This is a genomic window from Myxococcales bacterium (genome assembly GCA_012517325.1).
In the GTDB taxonomy this organism is placed as follows: Bacteria; Lernaellota; Lernaellaia; order Lernaellales; family Lernaellaceae; genus JAAYVF01.
Map to the genome: position 1 here is coordinate 1 of JAAYVF010000114.1, position 18,839 is coordinate 18,839.

At 60.9% G+C, this 18,839-nt stretch carries 13 protein-coding genes and 1 pseudogene; 7 read left to right on the forward strand and 7 right to left on the reverse strand.

The features are described from left to right. Positions 1-120: 120 nt before the first annotated feature. Complete coding sequence (locus GX444_19130; GenBank protein NLH50694.1) at positions 121-1,635, reverse strand: hypothetical protein; 1,515 nt, start codon at positions 1,633-1,635, stop codon at positions 121-123. A 160-nt stretch (positions 1,636-1,795) separates the two neighbouring features. Between GX444_19130 and GX444_19135 the strand changes: the two genes are divergently transcribed. Continuing rightward, the gene (locus GX444_19135; protein NLH50695.1) at positions 1,796-3,325 is read left to right on the forward strand and encodes a hypothetical protein; all 1,530 of its coding nucleotides are present in this window, start codon (positions 1,796-1,798) and stop codon (positions 3,323-3,325) included. 9 nt (positions 3,326-3,334) lie between these two features. On the opposite strand, the gene GX444_19140 is transcribed toward GX444_19135, so the two are convergent. Then, positions 3,335-4,294 carry an RluA family pseudouridine synthase gene (locus tag GX444_19140; protein ID NLH50696.1) on the reverse strand — a complete coding sequence of 320 codons (960 nt, stop codon included), beginning with the start codon at positions 4,292-4,294 and terminating at the stop codon, positions 3,335-3,337. A gap of 52 nt (positions 4,295-4,346) precedes the next feature. Then, positions 4,347-4,742 (reverse strand): DUF302 domain-containing protein, encoded by a 396-nt coding sequence (locus GX444_19145; protein NLH50697.1) that lies wholly within the window; start codon positions 4,740-4,742, stop codon positions 4,347-4,349. Positions 4,743-4,913: 171 nt separating this feature from the next. On the opposite strand from GX444_19145, the gene GX444_19150 reads away from it, so the two are divergent. Together GX444_19150 and GX444_19155 are read left to right on the forward strand one after the other, a co-directional pair. Continuing rightward, a complete protein-coding gene (locus GX444_19150; protein NLH50698.1) occupies positions 4,914-6,578 on the forward strand; it encodes a hypothetical protein in 1,665 nt (554 codons plus the stop codon). Positions 6,579-6,598: 20 nt separating this feature from the next. Then, complete coding sequence (locus GX444_19155) at positions 6,599-7,240, forward strand: hypothetical protein (protein NLH50699.1); 642 nt, start codon at positions 6,599-6,601, stop codon at positions 7,238-7,240. Positions 7,241-7,493: 253 nt separating this feature from the next. Here GX444_19155 and GX444_19160 read toward each other — a convergent pair whose 3' ends face one another. The 4 genes from GX444_19160 to GX444_19175 form a co-directional block, all read right to left on the reverse strand. Continuing rightward, the gene (locus tag GX444_19160; protein NLH50700.1) at positions 7,494-8,285 is read right to left on the reverse strand and encodes a hypothetical protein; all 792 of its coding nucleotides are present in this window, start codon (positions 8,283-8,285) and stop codon (positions 7,494-7,496) included. Positions 8,286-8,346: 61 nt separating this feature from the next. After that, positions 8,347-9,399, reverse strand: coding sequence for a CapA family protein (locus tag GX444_19165; protein NLH50701.1), 1,053 nt, complete (start codon positions 9,397-9,399; stop codon positions 8,347-8,349). A 126-nt stretch (positions 9,400-9,525) separates the two neighbouring features. Next, positions 9,526-10,872 (reverse strand): MFS transporter, encoded by a 1,347-nt coding sequence (locus tag GX444_19170; protein ID NLH50702.1) that lies wholly within the window; start codon positions 10,870-10,872, stop codon positions 9,526-9,528. Positions 10,873-10,957: 85 nt separating this feature from the next. Then, positions 10,958-13,192 carry a hypothetical protein gene (locus GX444_19175; GenBank protein ID NLH50703.1) on the reverse strand — a complete coding sequence of 745 codons (2,235 nt, stop codon included), beginning with the start codon at positions 13,190-13,192 and terminating at the stop codon, positions 10,958-10,960. A gap of 286 nt (positions 13,193-13,478) precedes the next feature. On the opposite strand from GX444_19175, the gene aspS reads away from it, so the two are divergent. From aspS to GX444_19195, 4 genes and pseudogenes are all read left to right on the forward strand, one after another. Continuing rightward, positions 13,479-15,257, forward strand: coding sequence for an aspartate--tRNA ligase (gene aspS, locus GX444_19180; GenBank protein NLH50704.1), 1,779 nt, complete (start codon positions 13,479-13,481; stop codon positions 15,255-15,257). 6 nt (positions 15,258-15,263) lie between these two features. Continuing rightward, positions 15,264-16,562, forward strand: coding sequence for an asparagine--tRNA ligase (asnS, locus tag GX444_19185; GenBank protein ID NLH50705.1), 1,299 nt, complete (start codon positions 15,264-15,266; stop codon positions 16,560-16,562). Between the two features lie 188 nt (positions 16,563-16,750). Continuing rightward, positions 16,751-17,026 (forward strand): annotated as a pseudogene (locus GX444_19190) (hypothetical protein). A gap of 817 nt (positions 17,027-17,843) precedes the next feature. After that, entirely contained in the window at positions 17,844-18,467 is a 624-nt protein-coding gene (locus GX444_19195) for a DUF1566 domain-containing protein (GenBank protein ID NLH50706.1), read from the forward strand. Positions 18,468-18,839 lie beyond the last annotated feature (372 nt).

Here is an 18,839-nt window from a genome sequence, read left to right on the forward strand (position 1 = left end):
CACCGACACAGGATCGCGGCTGCCAAGCCGCTCTTACGCCGACACAGGATCGCGGCTGCCAAGCCGCTCTTACGCCGACACACGATCGCGGCTGCCAAGCCGCTCTTACACCGACCGCTATTAATCCGCGTAGCGATACCGAAACGCGCCCAGCGAGGAGCCGAAGACCAGGTATGGCGAACCGGGCGCGATGTGCAGCGATCGCACGCGCGGGCCGGCCGCGATCGTGCGCTCGATTTTCAGTTCCGGCGCCGCCAATTGGTGAATGCGGCCGTTGAGGTAATTGGCCGCGAAGAGCGTGTTCTTGTCCGGTGTCAGGCGTAAAAACCTGATGCCGGGTTCCAGTTCCAATTTTTGTTCGATGCGGCCGTTGTCGAGGTTGACCCGCCAGATTTCGCCGGTCGAAAAGGCGCTGACGTACAATCGGCGACGAGGCGCGTCGATTTCCAGCCGGATTTGAAACGAGGGCACCGCCAGTTCGCGTTTCGTCGCGCCGGTCGCGGGGTCGATCCAGCGGACGCGCCGGAGCGTGGCGGCGATCAGGTCGCCGGTCGTCTCGTCGCGCACGGCGTCGCGGCTGGCGCGGCTGTCGAGAAAGCGGCCCGCGCCTTCGCCACCGGCTGAAAAAACGCCGATGTCGCGCGTGAAGTCGTCGCCGGTCAAGGCAATGTCCGCCGTTTCGTCGAGCCAGACGTTGGTGAAGGCGCGGTCGAGCGAAGGCGTGGCCGCGGCGATCGCCAGGTCGTCGCCGTTCAACCAGACCAGCCGCCGGCGCGCGTAGTCGCCCACCAGCAGTCGCCTGGCCGCCGGCGCGTAAGCCAGACCGTCGCCGGTGGTGCCCGTGAAGACGACCTGGGGCGACGAGCCATTCCGATCGATGGCCACCAGCCTCGACGAGCCACCGATCAACACGCGCGCGCCGCCGAAATCCTCGGCCGCGAAACGGATCTGCTTGCCGATCAGCGACCAGGCCTGGCGGCTACCGCGCTGGTCCGGCGTCAGAATCGCCGTCACGCGGTCCTGCTTTTTAATCTCGCCCAGCAGCGACGGATCACCGTGGTAGTAAAAAAGTTCGATCCGCGCCAGCAGCAGCGCCACCGCGCCCGCCGCCAGCAGCGCCGTCCGGCCGATTCGCTTGGGCGAAAGACGGAGGAAAGCCGGCGCGGTCAGCGCAATGGCCAGCAGGGTCAACGCAATGACCAAATAGGACCGGTCTTTCACCACAAACGGGTAGGCGGCCGCGAGATAAAAAAGTGACGGCCATCGGCGTCGTTCTCCGAAGGCAAAAAGCAGGCCGCCCAGCGCGGCGACCGTCAGCGCCCAGACGAGGAGAAACGAGCGGTCCAGCAGCCAGACGAAATAGCCAAAAAACAACAGGTTCGCGGCCACCACGGCGTAATAGAGCAGGCCGCCCAGCCGGTAGGCGCGCGGCGCGAACCGCGGCAGAGCCACGCGGCCGGCGATCAGCAGCGCCACCCCGGCCAGAATCCACAGTGGATGAATCGGTTGAAAGAAAACGAAAATGTCGAACGGCAGCAGGTGGACGAAATAGCACGGGGCCAGCGCCAGGGCGACGATCAGGCGATGAGACTCCGAAACCTCCCGTTTCGGGGATGCCGCGATATCCTGGGTCATGCCGACGCCTATATTTTTGAGGGTGTGTCATTACTTAGCGTGAACCGGCAACCGGCGTCAATGTAGAAAACCGGCCTCCCGCCGGCCGAATTTCGACCTTGCCGAGCCTCGCCCGACCGCCTAAACTTGGCCGCACAATTTAGCCGAAGGGCGGATTACCATGACGGCAAGTGCAAAGACGGACGCGACATTCGCTTCGGTGATCGATCCCGAACTGGTCCGAAAACTCGATGAACTCTGTTACCCGAAAAGCGTCGCCATCATCGGCGCCAGCGAACAATTCATCAAATGGGGCAGCATGCTCACCGCCAACCTGATTCACGGCGGTTTCGCGGGCGCGGTCTACCCGATTCATCCCAAGGCCAAGACCATCCTGGGCCGGACGGCCTATCCGACCCTGCAAGCGTGCCCCGGTCCGGTGGACCTGGCGTTCATCACGGTGCCGAAAGAGAAAGTGCTGCCGTCGATCGACGAATGCGCGGCGGTCGGCGTGAAAAACCTGGTGATCGTAACCAGCGGGTTCAGCGAGACGGGCGCCGCGGGCGCGGAACTGGAACGGGAAGTCGTGGCGAAGGCGCGGGCCGCCGGCATGCGGCTGCTCGGGCCCAACACGATGGGCATGATCTCCACCCGACAGAAGCTGTGCATGACCGGTTCGGTCGCCACGCCTTTGGCGGGCGGCATCAGCATGATCAGCCAGAGCGGCAATCTCGGGGCGCAGGTCATGATGTGGGCCGAGGAACAGGACGTCGGCGTGAACAAGTTCTTCGGCTCGGGCAACGAAGCCGATCTGACTTGTACCGATCTGCTCGCCTACCTGGGGCAGGACGATTCGACCACGGCGATCCTGGCCTACCTCGAGGGCGTGGACAACGGCCAGCGCTTCCTGCGCGTCGCCCACGACGTCGCCCTGCGCAAGCCGATCGTGCTTCTGAAGAGCGGCCGCACCGACGAGGGCGCCCGCGCGGCGGCCAGCCACACCGGCGCGCTCTCCGGCAGCAACGAGATCTGGCGCGGCGCGATGCGCCAGGCGGGCGTCATCCTGGTCAAGCACCCGATGGACCTCATCGACGGCGCCGCTGGCCTCGAAAATCTGCCGATGCCGGAGGGCAACCGCGTTTGCGTCATCACCCTCGGCGGCGGCTGGGGCGTGGTCGCCACCGATCTGTGCAACGAATACAGCCTGACGCTGCCGTCGTTGCCCGCCGACATCATTGCCAAGCTCGACGGCATCCTGCCGTCGTTCTGGAGCCGCTCCAACCCGGTCGACCTGGTCGGCCAGGTCGATCCGGTGCTTTACTCGACGGCGCTGGAACTGGCGATGCAATCCCCGGCTTTCGACGCGGTGATCACGCTCGGCCTGATCGGCTCGTCGTCGTTTGCTTACGAAATCGCCGAAGCGGCGCACTCCATCGCGCCGGAAACGGTCAGCGACGAGACCCTGACGCAGTTCGCCGGCATCCGCGATTCTTTCGAAATGATGTTCCGCAAGGACATCGCCCGGATGGTCAAACAGTACGGCAAGCCGGTGGTCAACGTGTCGCTCGACAAGCGGCACAACCGGGTGATCCTGCCGGTGGACGGCGGCGAGAAGATCGTCGCGTTCAACACGCCGGAAAAAGCGGTGCGGGTTCTGGCCGGCATGACGCTGTACCAGTGGTGGCGCAAGCAGAACCTGAAGCGCGGCTGAGCGGCCGGATCAATCCTCGTCCATTTCTTCCGTTTCCGGCGGATTTTCGCCGTGCAGCGCCGCTAGGCGCGCCTCGAAATCCGCGGGCAACGGGCATTCCACGAAAAGCGGCCGGCGGGTGCGCGGATGCGGCAATTCGATCGTCGCGGCGTGCAGCCAAAAGCGCTTGTCCGGTTCCGGCGGCCCGCCGTACACGGTGTCTCCCAACAGCGGATGGCCGGCTTCTTTCAAGTGGGCGCGCACCTGGTGCATCGCGCCGGTATGGCAGACGGCCCGTACGAGCGCGGCGTGCGCAAAGTGTTCGAGGGTTTCGAATTCGGTGGCCGCCGGCACGGCGCCGCGGCCTTTTTTCTCGTCGGTGACGACATGCGCCGCGCGGCGCGTGGGATGGGCGATCGGCGCTTCGATGCGAAAGCGGTCCGGCGGCGAGCCGGCGCAGAGCGCGAGATACTCTTTTTTGATTTCGTGCAGGTCGAACGCCAGGCGCACGGCTTTGAAAATCGGCTGCTTTTTCGCGGCCAGCAGCACGCCGGAAGTCCAGAAATCCAACCGGTGGCAAAGCCCCGGCTCGAGCGGCGAGAAACCGACCGCCGCCATCTCCGGAAAGCGCGCCAGCAGGAACTGCGCCAGGGTGCCGCGTTCGCCGCCGCGTTGGGGCGCGCTGTGCACGCCGCCCGGTTTGATGACCGCCGCCAGGTCGTCGTCTTCGTAAAGCACCGCGAGAAAATGCGTTTCGTCGGGCGAGGCCGCCAGCACCGTGGTCGGCCGGTCGATGGCGACCGTCTGCCCGGCGCTGACGAGAAACGCCTTGGTGATCACGAGGCGATCATCGACCCGCACCGCGCCCGATTCAATCAGCGCGGCGGCCTTTTTCCGCGACAGGTCCGGATGGCAATTGGCCAGGAAGACGTCCAAGCGCGTCTGGTGATATTCCGGACTGACCGGCAGGTTCATGAGCTGTATCGGCATGTTCCTCGTCCCGTTTCGTTGCCCGGCCATGATTCACGAAAACGGCGTCCGGTCAATCCAGGCTTTGAATGACCCGTCGCAGGCGGGCGGTGACCTCCCGGGCGATTTCGGTCATTTTTTCGTTGTCGATCGAACTCATCGCTTCGAGCGGGTTGATCGCCGCGACCACGGTCTTGGCGCCTTCCCGGTAAACGATGACGTTGCAGGGCAGAAACAACCCGATTTCCTTTTCCGCCTGGATGGCCTGGTAGGCGAAGGCGGGCAGGCAGGCGCCGAGAATCAGGTACGGATCGATTTCCACGCTCAATTTTTCATTCAGTTTTTCCTTCAGGTCGATCTTGGTGATGATGCCGAACCCTTCCTTGGCCAGCGCCGCGGTGACCTTGGCCAACGCGTCGTCGAGGGGCAGCGACAATTCGCTGCGAATCGAATAGTTAGGCGTGGTCATGGCGGTTTCCTTACAAAGGCTTGCGGAAAACGTGGTAACGCCGGAAACGATTGTCAACCGCCGCGACGAAACGGGCGTCGGTTCGCGGTTTTTGCGCCGCTTGTTGCGGCAAATGCCTCGACAAGCTATAGTTCGACAAATTTTGACAACAGGGCGTTGCGGACCGGACCGATGCATCAACCTTTAAGAATCGTGCACCTCATCGCGTTTTGCCTGATGGGCATTTCCTTTTTCCTGGGTGTGCGGTCGGCACAGGCCGATCCGCTGGATACCTACGGCTTCGGCACGCGCGCTATCGGCATGGGCGGCGCCTTCACCGGCCTGGCCGACGATTACTCGGCCGTCTTCTACAATCCGGCCGGCATGGCGTACACGGAAGACACCCACCTGGCGTTCGGCTACATCACCGCCCGCGATTACTTCGATCTGAACCTCGAACCCGCGCCCGGCACCTCCAAGCGCGAAGCGAACGACCTGAACAAGCTGGAGCGGCGCCGCACCAACATCGACGACACCAACGGCTACTACGTCGGCTTCACCTCGCGGCTCAACAAATACCTGGCCTTGGGCATGCTGGCCTATCTGCCGACCGACGTGGTGATCCGGTTGCATCCGATCGACACCCATCTGCCGTCGTTCATCATGTACGAAAACCGCGTCAAGCGCGGCGAGACCTACGTCGGCTTCTCCTTCATGCCGATTCCCGCGTTCAGCGTGGGCGGCGGCGTCAGTATTTTCGCCAACAGCAAGGGCACGTTTTCCATTCCGGTCAAGATGGAGGGCGGCGACCTGACCTCGCAGACCAATTCCGAGGCGCAGAAACTCGACATTCCTTCCGACCTGACCCTCGATTTTCCGTTCAGCTACACGCCGTACGCCGGCGTCATGGTGCGGCCCTTCGAATGGCTGCGCCTGGGCGCTTCCTACCGCGGTTCGTTTCAGTGGGACGTGACGGTCGACGTGCGGGCGCGGCTCGACCTGGAAAATTACACGATCAACCTGTCGGAACTGGATCAAATCGCGCCGGGCCTGCTGCCGCTCAAGGGAACCGTGGAAATCCGCGCGCCGGCCTTGGGCAACCGCGTGTTGCGTGTGCCACTGGAACTCGACGGACTCGACGGCTCGCTGGTCGTCAACGCCTCGCTGCCGATCCGCGTCGTGGCCGACATGAGCGATCACTGGAAACCGCAGGAGGCCGCGTTCGGCGCCTCGGCGAAGATCGGCGACGCCTGGACGCTGACCAGCGACGTCACCTGGTACGACTGGTCGGAATATCCGGCGCCCGACCTGCGGCTGACGGTCGACGATTTCACCGTCAAGCTTTCGACCCTGCCCACGACCCTGCAGGCGCGCCTGCGGACGCTGTCGGTGCCGATCATCGGCACGGTGGGGCCGTTGCCGCCGGTGCAGGTCGCCGTGCCCGGATTACGCACCGCCCTCAAATTGCGCCTGCCCTCGAAGGCGATCATCAAACCCCGGACGCACGACATTTTCGTTCCCCGCCTCGGCGTCGAGCACCACTTTTCGCCGATCTCCGGTGTGCTCTGGGTGCAGGAAATGCAGTTCGCCGCGCGGGCCGGCTACAGTTATCAGCCGTCACCCTTCGAGCCCGAAAGAGGGTACGTCAATCTGGTGGACACCGACAAACACGTCGCCAGCGTCGGCGCGGGAGTGACCTTCAACCGCAATCTTTCCCTCGATGCCTATGGACAGTATCATTACCTCGTGCCGATTCGCATCGAGAAGGACCTGGTGGATTCCGACTATCCCTTCGACGCGATCGAGGCGAGCGGCTATGTTCTATCCACCGGCGTGAGCATGTCGTACCGCTGGTGAGCGATTCCGGGAGGCCGATGATGAGCGAGAAAAAAAGTTTGCCCGAGCGCCTTAAAAAAAACCTGACCAAACGGGCGATGAAATACCTCAGTACGCCGGAAGGCATGAAGAAATTCCAACAACTGCTGGAGTCCAAAAAGCGCGCCGACCGGTTCCTGGGCGCGATTTACGGCCTCGCGGGTCTGCCCAACCTCGCCGACAAGCAACAGGTCGAATGGGCCGTCGATCGGCAAGCCAAACGCCTGCGCGATCTGTCGGGGCAGGTGGAGAAAGTCGAGAACCTGCTGAAACGCCTGGAAGGGCTGCTCGACGAAGCCCCGGCCAAAGCGCCCGTTCCGGCGCCGGAACCCGTCGTGGCGCCGCCGCCTCCGCCGCCGGTCGTCGAAGCGCCGGTCGTCGAAGCGCCGGTCGTCGAACGGCCGGTCGTGAAAAAGCCGATCGACAAGCCGCGCGTCGCGAAGGCCCCGGCCAAACCGAAACCGGCCGCCAAGGTTCCCGAGAAAAAAGCCGTCGCTCCGAAAAAAACCGCGAAAAAAGCCGCGCCGGCCAAACCCAAGCCCAAGCCGGCCAAGCGCCCGAAACCGCTGGGCGCCGTCCCGCAAAAAACGTTGCTGTCCGGCAGCAAAAGCCTGCTGGATCTGAATTTTAAAAAGAAGAAGTAGGAACATCCCGACCGCGGCGCTTCCACATTTTCGTCATTCGGAGGCTTTGCCAAGGTAGGAGCGGCTTAGCAGCCGCGATACTTTCATCGATCCTTGGTAGGAGCGCCTTTTCAGGCGCGATCCGGTATCGCACCCGGAAGGGTGCTCCTACGGATGAAAACCCTCGCCGTCTTTTCGTGCCGCTGATATTCGAAAAAGCTTATCCGTGCGGATGACGAATGCTTCGCCGGCCTACCGAAGGTCAACGTCCGCTTCAGGCCGGCAAACGCCGCACTTGCTTCTCGATGTGGCGGCGAATCTTTTCGTAATTCACCGGCGGACCCGCAAACACCGGCTTGCCGTTGATGAAAATCTCGTCGGAGCGGCCCCATTCGGCCATGGCGGTATGTTCCGAAACGTCGATTTCACGGTACACGACCCAATCGCCGAACTCGGCGGCGGCGCGGCGGGCGCGTTCGAGGTTGAGGTTTCCGACCATACACCAGCCGTTGACGAAGGCGGTCACGGTGACCTTGCCCGGCACGTTCGCGGGTAACTCCCGGCGCGGCCGGAACCAACGCGGCTTTTGCGCCTCGGCGGTGAACGGCTTCCAGACCAGCAGCGAAACGCCGTTCCGATCCGCTTTTTGATAGCCGTGCTTTTTGAACCACGAGGCCTTCATCCAAACCGGAATCCATAACCCCCAAGCGGCCATCCCCGTGGCGCCGAGCGCGCGGGCGTCGGCTTCGGCGGCCGCGAGCAGCGCGCGGCCCATGCCGTGCCCTTGAAAATTGCCGCGGCCCGTCTTATGGCCGTGCACCCAGATGCAGGGAATGAAGTAGAGCCCCCGGCCGTCGACGGTCGATTGCTCGATGGGAAGGTATTGGATCATGCCGCCGACCATGCCGTTGTCATCCACCGCGAGTTTGGCGCACAGGCCGCGGGCGAGAAAGCGATCGATCCAGCAGGCGCGGCGCGGTCCGGCATCCTTCGCCTCGGTCGATTCTTCTTCGAGGCAGCAGGCGAACTGCGCTTTGTGCTCGGCCGCGAGTTCAATGATTTTCATGAGTAAATTGTAGGCGCGGCTCGCCGCGACGTAAAGGCGAGCGACCTGAAAGAAAAGCGATTCAGAGAAAACGGATCACGGCGCGGTTGCCGGTCTGTTCCCAATAGCCCTCGGGTAAAAGGCGTTCGTAAAGCCAGCGGGCGTTTTTCGGCTCGGCGGGTCGCGGGGTAAAATCCGTTTTCAGGTTGTTGTTGAAAAACGGGATGATGGTGATCGACTTGAGTCCGCGCCGCGTCCATTCGACCTTGGTCACCCAACTGTAATCGAAGCGCAGATTGCGGGGGCCCTTCTCCAGTTCGATTTGGCGGATGCCGTGGAAGATGAAATTGCCGATCGAGTACAGGACCGGTACGCCGCGTATGATCTCCATGGTCTGCGGGATATGCGGATGGTGCCCGATCACCAGATCGGCGCCTGCGTCCACGGTGATTTGGGCGTATTTTTTTTCTTCATCGCTGATTTTCGATTTGTTGCATTCGCCCCAGTGCGGCAGGGCGACGACGAAATCGGCTTTTTTCTTCGCTTTCTTGATGGCCTTGCTCCAGGGTTTTCGCTCCAGCGGCGCCACGCCCGCCAGCTCGTCGGTCGCCAGCAGTTGCCATTTGCGCGGCCGGCAGCCGGCGACGACGGCCACCTTGTACCCGTTCTTTTCGAGGATGAGCGGTTCCGTGGCTTGGGCCAGGTTCTCGCCGGCGCCGAAGGTTTTGATTCCGGCCGCGTGCAAATATTTCAAGGTGGAATCCAGGCCGGGCTTGCCGAAATCCATCTGATGGTTGTTGGCCAGGCCGACGATCGTCACCCCTTCGTCCTGCAGTGCGGTCGCGACTTCCGGCGGTTGGCGGGGACGGCGCTTGGGGAAAATGCTTGGCGTTTCGGGATCGGTAATCGGGCTTTCCAGATTCGGGATGAAAAAATCGGTGTCCTTGATGACCGGTCGCACGTTGGCAAACGCGGCGTGATACCCGTTCTTTTCGATCCACGGATAGGATTGAACGGCCAGACCCAGACCCAGGTCGCCGGCGAAGGTGACGGTGAGAATCGTGGCGTCGTCGATGGGAGATTGATGGTCAGGTGAGCGACCACAGCCGGCGATGAACAGAATCATGCCGGTCAAAATAATCCGTCCGAGGCGCGACTGCCTTTTATTATTCCAATTCATAGAAAGAAAGATAGCACAATCGTAATTATTAATCCTGGGGAAAAAACAAACGACCGGCCGGCAACGCCGCGGCGGCGGTTGCTATTTTTTCAGCGGATAGAACAGGAACGCGACGAAGGCCAGCAGGGCGATGCCGCCGCTGGCGAAGGCGCACAGCTTGATGCCGGCGGGGTTGGCGACGGTGTTGCCGTAGTGTGTGAACAGCAAGCCCATGATCCACGGCGCCAGGCCGATCGGCAGCTTGCCGATCAGGCTTTCCATGCCGTTGTACATCGCCTCGCGCCGGTAGCCGGTGATCTTTTCGTCGTAGTCCATCACGTCGGCGAGGATCGTGCGCGGTACGACCAAAAACACCGACACGAACGGCGCGGCGAAAAACAGCACGACGCCCATGAAGAGCAGCGGCGGCACGCCGGGCAGGGCGCTGGAAAAATACAATAGGCCGATGACCACGCTCATCGCGAAGCAGCAAACGAGGTAGACGATCCGGCGCGGGTATTTGCCGGTGATCCAGTTGACCAGCGGCAGACAGAGCATGGCCAGCAGCATCAGGGCGCCCAGCAGCGCCCCTGCGATGCCCTCGGTCGAACCGGCGATGACCGTTGCCTGGTAGGGCAGCATGGCGATGATCAGCGTCGTGGAGGTGTTGACCGCGGCGACCGAGAGCAGGTAGGGCAGGAAGGCCGGGTTTTTCAGCGTCTGCCAACCGGACCGCCAGATGCTGTAAGGGATTTCCTTCTTTTCGTTGTAAGGCGTTTCGCGGATGTAACGCAGGGTGGGCAGATAGCCCAACAGGCAAAGCGCGCCGCCCAGCAGCCCGACCACCATGTAGGGGTTGAGCTTCAGGCCGAGGAAAAGCACGCCGCCGGCCAGCGCCGAAATCAGCGCGCCGGCCGCGAACGAAAGCAGCGTGCCGACGCCCTGGGTGACCGACATCAACGAACTGACGCTCATCCGGCCTTTTTCGGTCTGCCAGATCTCCGGCATGATCGCCAGAAACGGGTTCACCACCGCCGTGAACGAAAGAAAGTAAATTAGGACGGTACCGAACATCCAGGCGACGTTGAACGGCGACTCGCCGTGAACCGGCGGAAACCACAGCAGCACGAACGACAAGGCCAGCACCGGCGCGCCGAACAGGATGTACGGCAGGCGGCGGCCCCAGCGACTGCGGGTGCGGTCCGAAAAGTGGCCCACGGTCGGATCGGCCAGCGCCGAGGGGATATTGAGCAGGAACATCAAAAAACCGAAGGTCGCCGGGTTGATATAAGTGACGGCGCCGGAATCCGCGGGCGGGCAGTAATAGTACATCAGCCAGGCGCCCATGATGCCGGAAAGCAATCCCGAGGGAAACAAACCGAAGGAATAGGCGAATTGCGTTTTGAAACCCGGATCGCCGCCGGCGGCGGCCAGTTCTTTTTCGGTCATCGATGCGGCTCGTGGGTAAGGGTTTGCGAAACCGGATGCAACGATCGACTTGGTCTTTCTCTAATGAGTGATCGCGGCGGTTTCGTCAAGGGCGGGATGCGGCTTCCTCGTCGAACTCGGCGGCGCGCGTCGGAAAATTGTCGAACGGCAATCGTGGCGGCCGTTGGAGTAGCGTTGTCGCAACGCTGCGAAATCCGTCTGGTCGATCGGTGATCGTCAATTCATACCGGCTGTAGTCGAGGATCACAATCGGCATGGTTTTATTTTTTTTCGGCCAGACCCAATTGACGATCCGCTGATTCATCCGCCGGAAATTCCACTGCACTTTCAGGGTGTATTTGCCGGCAGGTAGACCCGCCAGCGGCAGGGTCAATCGATCCTCCGTCGAACCGAACGGCTCCAACACCCGTTTGTCGATGGTCTTGGCGGCGCGCCAGAACTCGTGCTTCAACAAAGGCTTTCCCTCTGCGTCGATGATCCCGCGGCTGCCTAAGATCGGCGCGGTCGGATCGACGAACCGATACGGATCCAGCCCTCCAAGATGGTAGACTTCATTTCCCGTCGCGTCCTGCAGGACGGCTTCCAACCAAATTTCCTGAACGTCGATCGGGCCGGAAGGAAAATTGTGCCCGACACGGACGTTGGTGGTTTTTGTCTTGATCTGCAGTGCGCCGTCCGCCTCGGTGTTCGCCGGGATATCGACGGCAAGGTCGATGATGGGCCCGCCGGCAAGAAAATAAACGCCAGTCTTGTACCGCCGGATTTCTTCCGGGGTGTACAGCGTCAAGGCGTTGGGTCTTCGGTTGGGATTTTTTCGGAATAGATAGAGGCGCGGATCGGCGAGGATCTGATAGCTGCCGAAACGCAAATCACCCGCCAGATAACGCGCCGACCATTGGTTGAAATCCATGACCGACAGTTTTTCGCTCTCGGGGATGTCGGCCGAAACGAGCAAATCCGTGTTGATGCCCATGATGCGATGGTCAAAAAATAGATAACCGTTTTCATCCATCTGAAAACGGGGCAGATGGCAATCGACACAGTTTTGGTGATCGGCCCAGGGCGATTTGCGCCATTGCTCGAACAAGGTATGCAAATGGAACGAATCGCCGCCACTTACTTCCTGGGGCACCGTCACCAGATGACAGGTTACGCAGTATTCGCCCGGTCGATACAAACCTTTCCGGCGATAATTTCGCAGATGGCGGCGGATATCCAGGTGCAGCGCCAGGTCATGCTGCCGGCGGGCTTCGGTTTTTTCCGGCGCGCCGTCATCCGGATAGGATTCGGGCTCCCGAACGGTATAGAGTCCATTGCCGCGAACCGCGTCGTAATCGGTGATTAAATGGCAAGCCTTGCAGGAAATGCCTTCGGGGTTGTTGATTTCGCCGCTGGCGTATTTCTGTTCGGTGTCGAGCGAGAAGGCGCCAACCGGATCGTGGCAATTGATGCAGGTGCGCACGTATTCGGTGCCTTCCATTTCGATGTAAACCTGAACGACCTTGCGGAAAAACTGGTTGTTCACCGCGAAACGGTGGGAAGAACCGCGCCATTGTTCGACTAACGTGTCATGACAACCGGTCCCGGAACAGGAAGCGGACTCCGTCAGGTGACGAGCGGCAAGCGGCCGAAGTTTTGGCACGTCTTGCTGTCGTTCGACGGTGCGATGAACCTGGGGATATTTCAAATCGGTTTCATCGCCGCGCCAGACATTTTTCAGGTAGAACAGCGAGCTGGTCAATGCCACGAACGCCGCCAATCCCAGCCAGACCCATTTTCCCTGGGAATGCGGCAGGTGGTGAATTTGCCGGATCAAGAACCAGGAGACGAGAAACGGCAGGGTCAAACCGTGGATTTTGTGATAGGTCAGCAGGAACGGTAGGCAACCCAGCGTAATGAACAACCCGGTCATCATGCATTGCAATAAAATGGCGTAATCAAGGAACCAGGAGCGCCATTTTTTCCGGTCAATTGGGCTCACCCCCATTTTTTTCAATTGGTAAGAGGTGAGGAACCAATCGAGGATCAGCATCAAGGTGGTCCAACCCAACAGCATCTCGCCGGTCAATGGCAACCAATTGCTGGCCAGGATTGACAGGTAAAGCGGGATTTTCAGGATCGTCGGCGGCCAACCGAGATGTCGCCGAAAACGTTGAAATGCCAGCAATACCAGAAGCAACTGATCCGCCATCCCGAAACCCATGTGGATCAGCACGAGCGAAAAATAAAGGTGGGTCGGCTGGTGAAAAAACAGCAACGAAAAACCGCTGAACATGGTCAACACAAGCAAACACAAAAACACCAGAATAAAAAAATTCACCCGCCCGCCAAAATGATAGGCGGTTCTGATGGTCAGTTGATTGATTTGGCGTTTAATGAAAAACGTGAATGAAAATTCGCGGCGGTGATGATGCATCGAAGTTGTAATCTTTTTTTTCTCACTGATAAGCCATTGTCCCGACTCGCTTAATATACGGTGAAAGCCTCTTCTTTTTCAAGTGATTCGCTTTGTGAAACGTGAAAATGCCGACGAATGTCGCCAGGCTCATTGACTTGATAACGCAACGTGTTACAAAGTTCGAATCTTTCATTTTTGGGAGGCCGTGATGGCGGAAGCGCTCGGTGGCTGGAAAAGATCGATCTATGGCGGGCAATTGCGCGCCGAACACGACGGGCAGACCCATACCCTGATGGGCTGGGTGCAGCGCCGCCGCGATCTGGGCGCCTTGATTTTCATTACCCTGCGCGACCGCGAAGGCCTCGTGCAGATCGTCTTCAATCCCGAACTCAACCCCGTGCTGCACGAAAAAGCCAAGGCCCTGCGGCCTGAATTTGTCGTCGCGATCAAAGGGCAGGTTCATCGCCGTCCGGAAGGCCAGGAAAACAAGGACATGGCCACCGGCGCGGTGGAAGTGACCGCCCTGGAGCTGAAGATCCTCAACGAGGCGCAGACCTCGCCGATTCCGATCGAGGACGAGATCGACACCAGCGAGGACGTGCGCCTGAAGTGGCGCTTCCTCGACCTACGCCGGCCGCGCGCGCAGAAGATCATCTTCCAGCGGCACCGGGCCTGCCAGATCGTCCGCCGCTACCTGAGCGAACAGGGCTTCATCGAGGTGGAAACCCCGGTGCTGGCCAAGACCACGCCCGAGGGCGCGCGCGACTACCTCGTGCCCAGCCGCGTGCATCCGGGCAAGTTCTACGCGCTGCCGCAAAGCCCGCAGCTCTTCAAGCAACTGTTGATGGTGTCGGGCTTCGACCGCTATTTCCAGATCGTCAAATGCTTCCGCGACGAGGATCTGCGCGCCGACCGGCAACCCGAATTCACCCAGATCGACATCGAAACCAGCTTTCTCGACCAGGACAGCCTGTTGCCGATCATGGAAAACCTGATGGCCGTGCTGCTGCGCGAGATGCGCGGCATCGAGCTGCGCCTGCCGTTCGATCGCCTGACCTTCGCCGAGGCCATGGCGCGCTACGGCTCCGACAAGCCCGACCGCCGGTTCGGCGCCGAGATTCACGACCTCGGCGGCCTGCTGAAAGGCTGCGAATTTTCCGTGTTCCAGAACGCCCTGGCCGCCGGCGGCGCGGTGCGCGGCATCGCCGTGACCGGCTCGTTCAGCCGCAAGCAGTCCGACGAATTGGCCGAGTTCGTGAAAATTTACGGCGCCAAGGGCCTGGTCGCGCTGAAAGTACAGGGCGGGCTGCTCGCCGGCGGCGCCGCCAAGTTCCTGACCGAGGACGCGCAGCGCGCGCTGATCGCCGAGTTCGGCGCGGCGGACGGCGACTCGATTTTCATCGTCGCCGACCGGCTGAAGGTCGTTGGCGACGCGCTGGGCGCCCTGCGGCTGCGTCTGGCCCAGGATCTGAAGCTGATCGACGAGAACCGCCACGATCTGTTCTGGGTCGTGGACTTTCCGTTGCTCGAATGGAACGAGGAGGATCAGCGTTTCTACGCGATGCATCACCCGTTCACCAGCCCCAAAGAGGAGGACCTCGCCTTGCTCGGAACCGATCCGGGCAGGGTCCGGGCAAATGCGTACGACATGGTGTGGAACGGGAATGAAATCGGCGGCGGCTCGATTCGTATTCACCGGGCCGAGGTGCAGAGCCAGATGTTCCGCGCCATCGGCATCGGCGAGGAGGAAGCGCGAAACAAATTCGGCTTCCTGCTCGAAGCCCTGTCGTACGGCACGCCGCCGCACGGCGGCCTCGCCTTCGGGCTGGACCGCATCATCATGCTGCTCACGGGTTCGACGTCGATCCGCGACGTGATCGCCTTCCCGAAAACGGCGAAGGCCGCGGACCTGATGACCGACTCGCCCAGCGAGGCCGGCCCGCAGCAATTGGACGAACTGCACATCGCGGTCAAAGAGAAAGGATAAACCGTCATGAGCCAATACGTTTATATAGCCGACGCCCACAAGCACGTCGGTGAAACCGTCACCTTCCGCGGCTGGCTGTACAACAAGCGCAGCTCCGGCAAACTGCATTTCCTGCAGGTGCGCGACGGCACCGAAACCGTGCAATGCGTCATGTTCAAGGGCGATTTCGACGAGGCGACCTTCAACGAGGCCGACAAGCTGCCCTACGAGTCGAGCCTGGAAGTGACCGGCGAAATCAAAGCCGACCAGCGCAGCCCGATCGGCGTCGAAATGGCGGTCAAGGAATTCAAGGTGATCAGCAAGGTCGTTCAGGAATTCCCCATCACCCTGAAAGACCACGGCGTCGATTTTCTGATGAACAACCGCCACCTCTGGATTCGCAGCCGGCGGCAGCACGCCATCCTGCGGGTGCGGCACACGATCGTGAAGGCGATCCGCGACTTCTTCGACGGGCACGGCTTCACGCTGGTCGACGCGCCGATCTTCACGCCCAACGCCTGCGAGGGCACGTCGAACCTGTTCGCGACCAACTATTTCGACGAAACGGCTTACCTCACCCAGAGCGGCCAGCTCTACATGGAACCGGCCTGCCAGGCCTTCGGCAAGGTCTATTGCTTCGGCCCGACGTTCCGCGCCGAAAAATCCAAGACCCGCCGCCACCTGACCGAATTCTGGATGGTCGAGCCCGAGGTCGCGTTCATGGACCTCAACGGCGACATGGACCTGATGGAGGAATTCGTCGAGTACATCGTCGCGCAATGCCTGGAACATCGAAAGCCGGAGTTGATCGCGTTGGAGCGGGATCTCGCCAAACTCGAGGCCGTCAAGCGGCCGTTCCCGCGGATGCACTACGACGAGGCGGTGGAAACCCTGAAAAAGGCCGGCGTCCCCTTCACGTGGGGCGACGATTTCGGCGGCGACGAGGAGACGGTGCTGGCCAGCCAACTCGACCGGCCGGTGATGGTGCATCATTATCCGGCGGTGGTGAAGGCCTTCTACATGAAGAAGGACGAGCAGCGTCCCGAACTGGCGTGCGGCGTCGACATGCTCGCTCCGGAAGGCTACGGCGAAATCATCGGTGGCGGCCAGCGCGAGGACGACATCGAGAAGCTGATCGCCGAGATCAAACACCACGAACTGCCGCAAGAGTACTTCGAGTGGTACCTCGACGTGCGCCGCTACGGTTCGGTGCCGCACGCGGGCTTCGGCCTGGGTGTCGAACGCACCGTCTCGTGGATCTGCGGCCTCAAGCACGTGCGCGAAACGATACCCTTCCCGCGCCTCATGGGGCGCCTGACGCCGTAGGGGAAAATTAATTTTGGTCAAGGGCAGGCGCGCGCCTGCCCTTTTTTGCGCCGCCGCAATGAAATCATCGGCAGTTTATTTTCCAAAAAGTGCCGACGTCGGACGATCGGGCGGAAATTCTTTTGGCGTTTGTCGCGCTTTTGGGTATATTTCAACGCCGTAAACATCCACTCAACGAGGATTGGGCAATGAAAAAGTACTATCTTCTCTTACTGGTATTGGCGTTATGTCTGAGTCTGGGTTTGGCAATCTCCTGTGGCGGCGACGATGACGACGACAACGATGATGCAACGGACGACGATGCCGCCGATGACGATGCCGCCGACGATGATGCGGCGGATGACGACGCCGCCGACGACGACGCGGCGGACGACGATGCGGCGGACGACGATGCCGCCGACGACGACGCGGCGGACGACGATGACGATGACGACGATAACGATGACGATGATACCACCGAATTGTTCTCGATCGATTTTTCGGATTATTCACTCGGTGATCTGCCGTCGCCGTGGCTGGTAACCGAAGCGGGCAACAGCTATATCGAAATTCTGGAAAACCCGACTGCCAAGGGCGGGGAGGGCAAACTCCTCGGCGTCGCCGGCGCCGATCTGGCCGGCAACGAGGCGTATGCCGCTTATCCTTTCACGCACACCTCGGATCACCTGGCGCTGGAATTCGACATTTACGCGCCGCCCAATCCGGGCGATGCAAATCTGCAATTGAACCAGGATGAAAGCACGCGAGCCGCCGTGTTCAGTCTGATCGGCGAGAACTCCCATATGATTCTCGATTACTTCACCGATACCCGGTTGTGCGGCGTTTACTCGCCTTCCACGTGGTATCGCATTCGCCTGGACGTGGATCTGGCGGACGCGACGGTGGACGTGTGGGCCAACGGCGTGATGACTTCGTGCGAGGATGTCCCCCTCAACCCGAATGCGACCATCACCTCGCTCGGCCGGTTTGTCATTGCGGATTACTCCGGCGTGGATGAGAGCGGGGTGCCGTACTTTGACAATTTCTTCGCCTACGAATGGAATTGAGACGGAACGGAAGACACCCATCGAACCGGGCAGGCGCGCGCCTGCCCTTTTTTGTGCCGGATTATCTTTAAAACCGACCGCCGTCGCTTGACACCAGTTAGCTGCCGAGCGCGGCGATGGACGATTCCGGCCGCGTTCCCGATCGACTGGCCGCGCCGGAAAAGAGAATAGTTGAGCGTGAACGGGTCAAGGTCTATCATGATGACGACTTAATACCCTACAACCAGAGAGAGCCATGAAGAAGTTTATTTTTTGCTCGATTTTGGCGGTGTTGTTTTTCGGTTTGGGATTGCTGCTTTCGTGCGCCGGCGGCGGCGACGATGACGACAACGACAACGACGATGCCGCCGACGATGACGCGGCGGACGACGATGCGGCCGATGATGACGCGGCCGGCGATGACGACGATACGGCTGACGAGTCGGGCACCTGGACCGATGCGGCGACCGGTTTGAACTGGCAGGTCACGCCGGCCGGCGATACCATGGGTTGGACCGAAGCCAAAGCCTATTGCCAGAATCTGGACCTCGGCAGCGGCGGTTGGCGGTTGCCGACGATCAGCGAATTGCGCACCCTGATCAAAGGCTGCGAGACCACCGAGACCAGCGGCACCTGCGGCGTGACCGATGAATGCACGAACTCTTCCTGCGCGGATGATTCCTGCTACGAATGCGAAGGTTGGGCCGGCCCGAACAACAGTTGCTACGGGACGCCGGACCTGCCGGATGAATGCGCGTGGTATTGGTCGTCGACGACCGTCGAGGACGAGGCCGGGCAGGCCTGGGTCATTTATTTTTCCAGCAGTTACCCGGAATATTCGCCGGGCAACGTCTCCTATTCCGTGCGCTGCGTGCGGTAGCCGAGCAACCGGTTCACCATTCCGGCCACGTTTCCTGCGGCGGGCGTGGCGCAACGAGCGGGTTACCCTTCGGACCCGGCCGGGTCATTGGTTCGGGATCGACGGCTCCACGATGTCGTATTGCAGCACCCGTTTGTAGACCTCCGTGCTTGCGGGGTGTTCGCCCCACCCACCGCAACGGTATTGGAATTCCGTATCACCCGTTTTGGCGACTGTCTTCACGGCTGTTTGAGCTTGTATTAGCTTAGCGACTTTGTCCCCTGTAACTGCTTAGCGATTATGTCCCCCATGAAGAAGGACATGATTTCGATGACTCCCAAGGAGTTACAGCGGATGAGGTTGCTGGTCTGCGTCCTGGAGGGGCAGCTGCCC

What these genes read in the sequence shown, in the direction of transcription:
- GX444_19130 (NLH50694.1), bottom strand. Translation starts at nt 1,635, where the DNA reads ATGACCCAGGATATCGCGGCATCCCCGAAACGGGAGGTTTCGGAGTCT.
- GX444_19135 (NLH50695.1), top strand. Translation starts at nt 1,796, where the DNA reads ATGACGGCAAGTGCAAAGACGGACGCGACATTCGCTTCGGTGATCGAT.
- GX444_19140 (NLH50696.1), bottom strand. Translation starts at nt 4,294, where the DNA reads ATGCCGATACAGCTCATGAACCTGCCGGTCAGTCCGGAATATCACCAG.
- GX444_19145 (NLH50697.1), bottom strand. Translation starts at nt 4,742, where the DNA reads ATGACCACGCCTAACTATTCGATTCGCAGCGAATTGTCGCTGCCCCTC.
- GX444_19150 (NLH50698.1), top strand. Translation starts at nt 4,914, where the DNA reads ATGCATCAACCTTTAAGAATCGTGCACCTCATCGCGTTTTGCCTGATG.
- GX444_19155 (NLH50699.1), top strand. Translation starts at nt 6,599, where the DNA reads ATGAGCGAGAAAAAAAGTTTGCCCGAGCGCCTTAAAAAAAACCTGACC.
- GX444_19160 (NLH50700.1), bottom strand. Translation starts at nt 8,285, where the DNA reads ATGAAAATCATTGAACTCGCGGCCGAGCACAAAGCGCAGTTCGCCTGC.
- GX444_19170 (NLH50702.1), bottom strand. Translation starts at nt 10,872, where the DNA reads ATGACCGAAAAAGAACTGGCCGCCGCCGGCGGCGATCCGGGTTTCAAA.
- aspS (NLH50704.1), top strand. Translation starts at nt 13,479, where the DNA reads ATGGCGGAAGCGCTCGGTGGCTGGAAAAGATCGATCTATGGCGGGCAA.
- asnS (NLH50705.1), top strand. Translation starts at nt 15,264, where the DNA reads ATGAGCCAATACGTTTATATAGCCGACGCCCACAAGCACGTCGGTGAA.
- GX444_19195 (NLH50706.1), top strand. Translation starts at nt 17,844, where the DNA reads ATGAAGAAGTTTATTTTTTGCTCGATTTTGGCGGTGTTGTTTTTCGGT.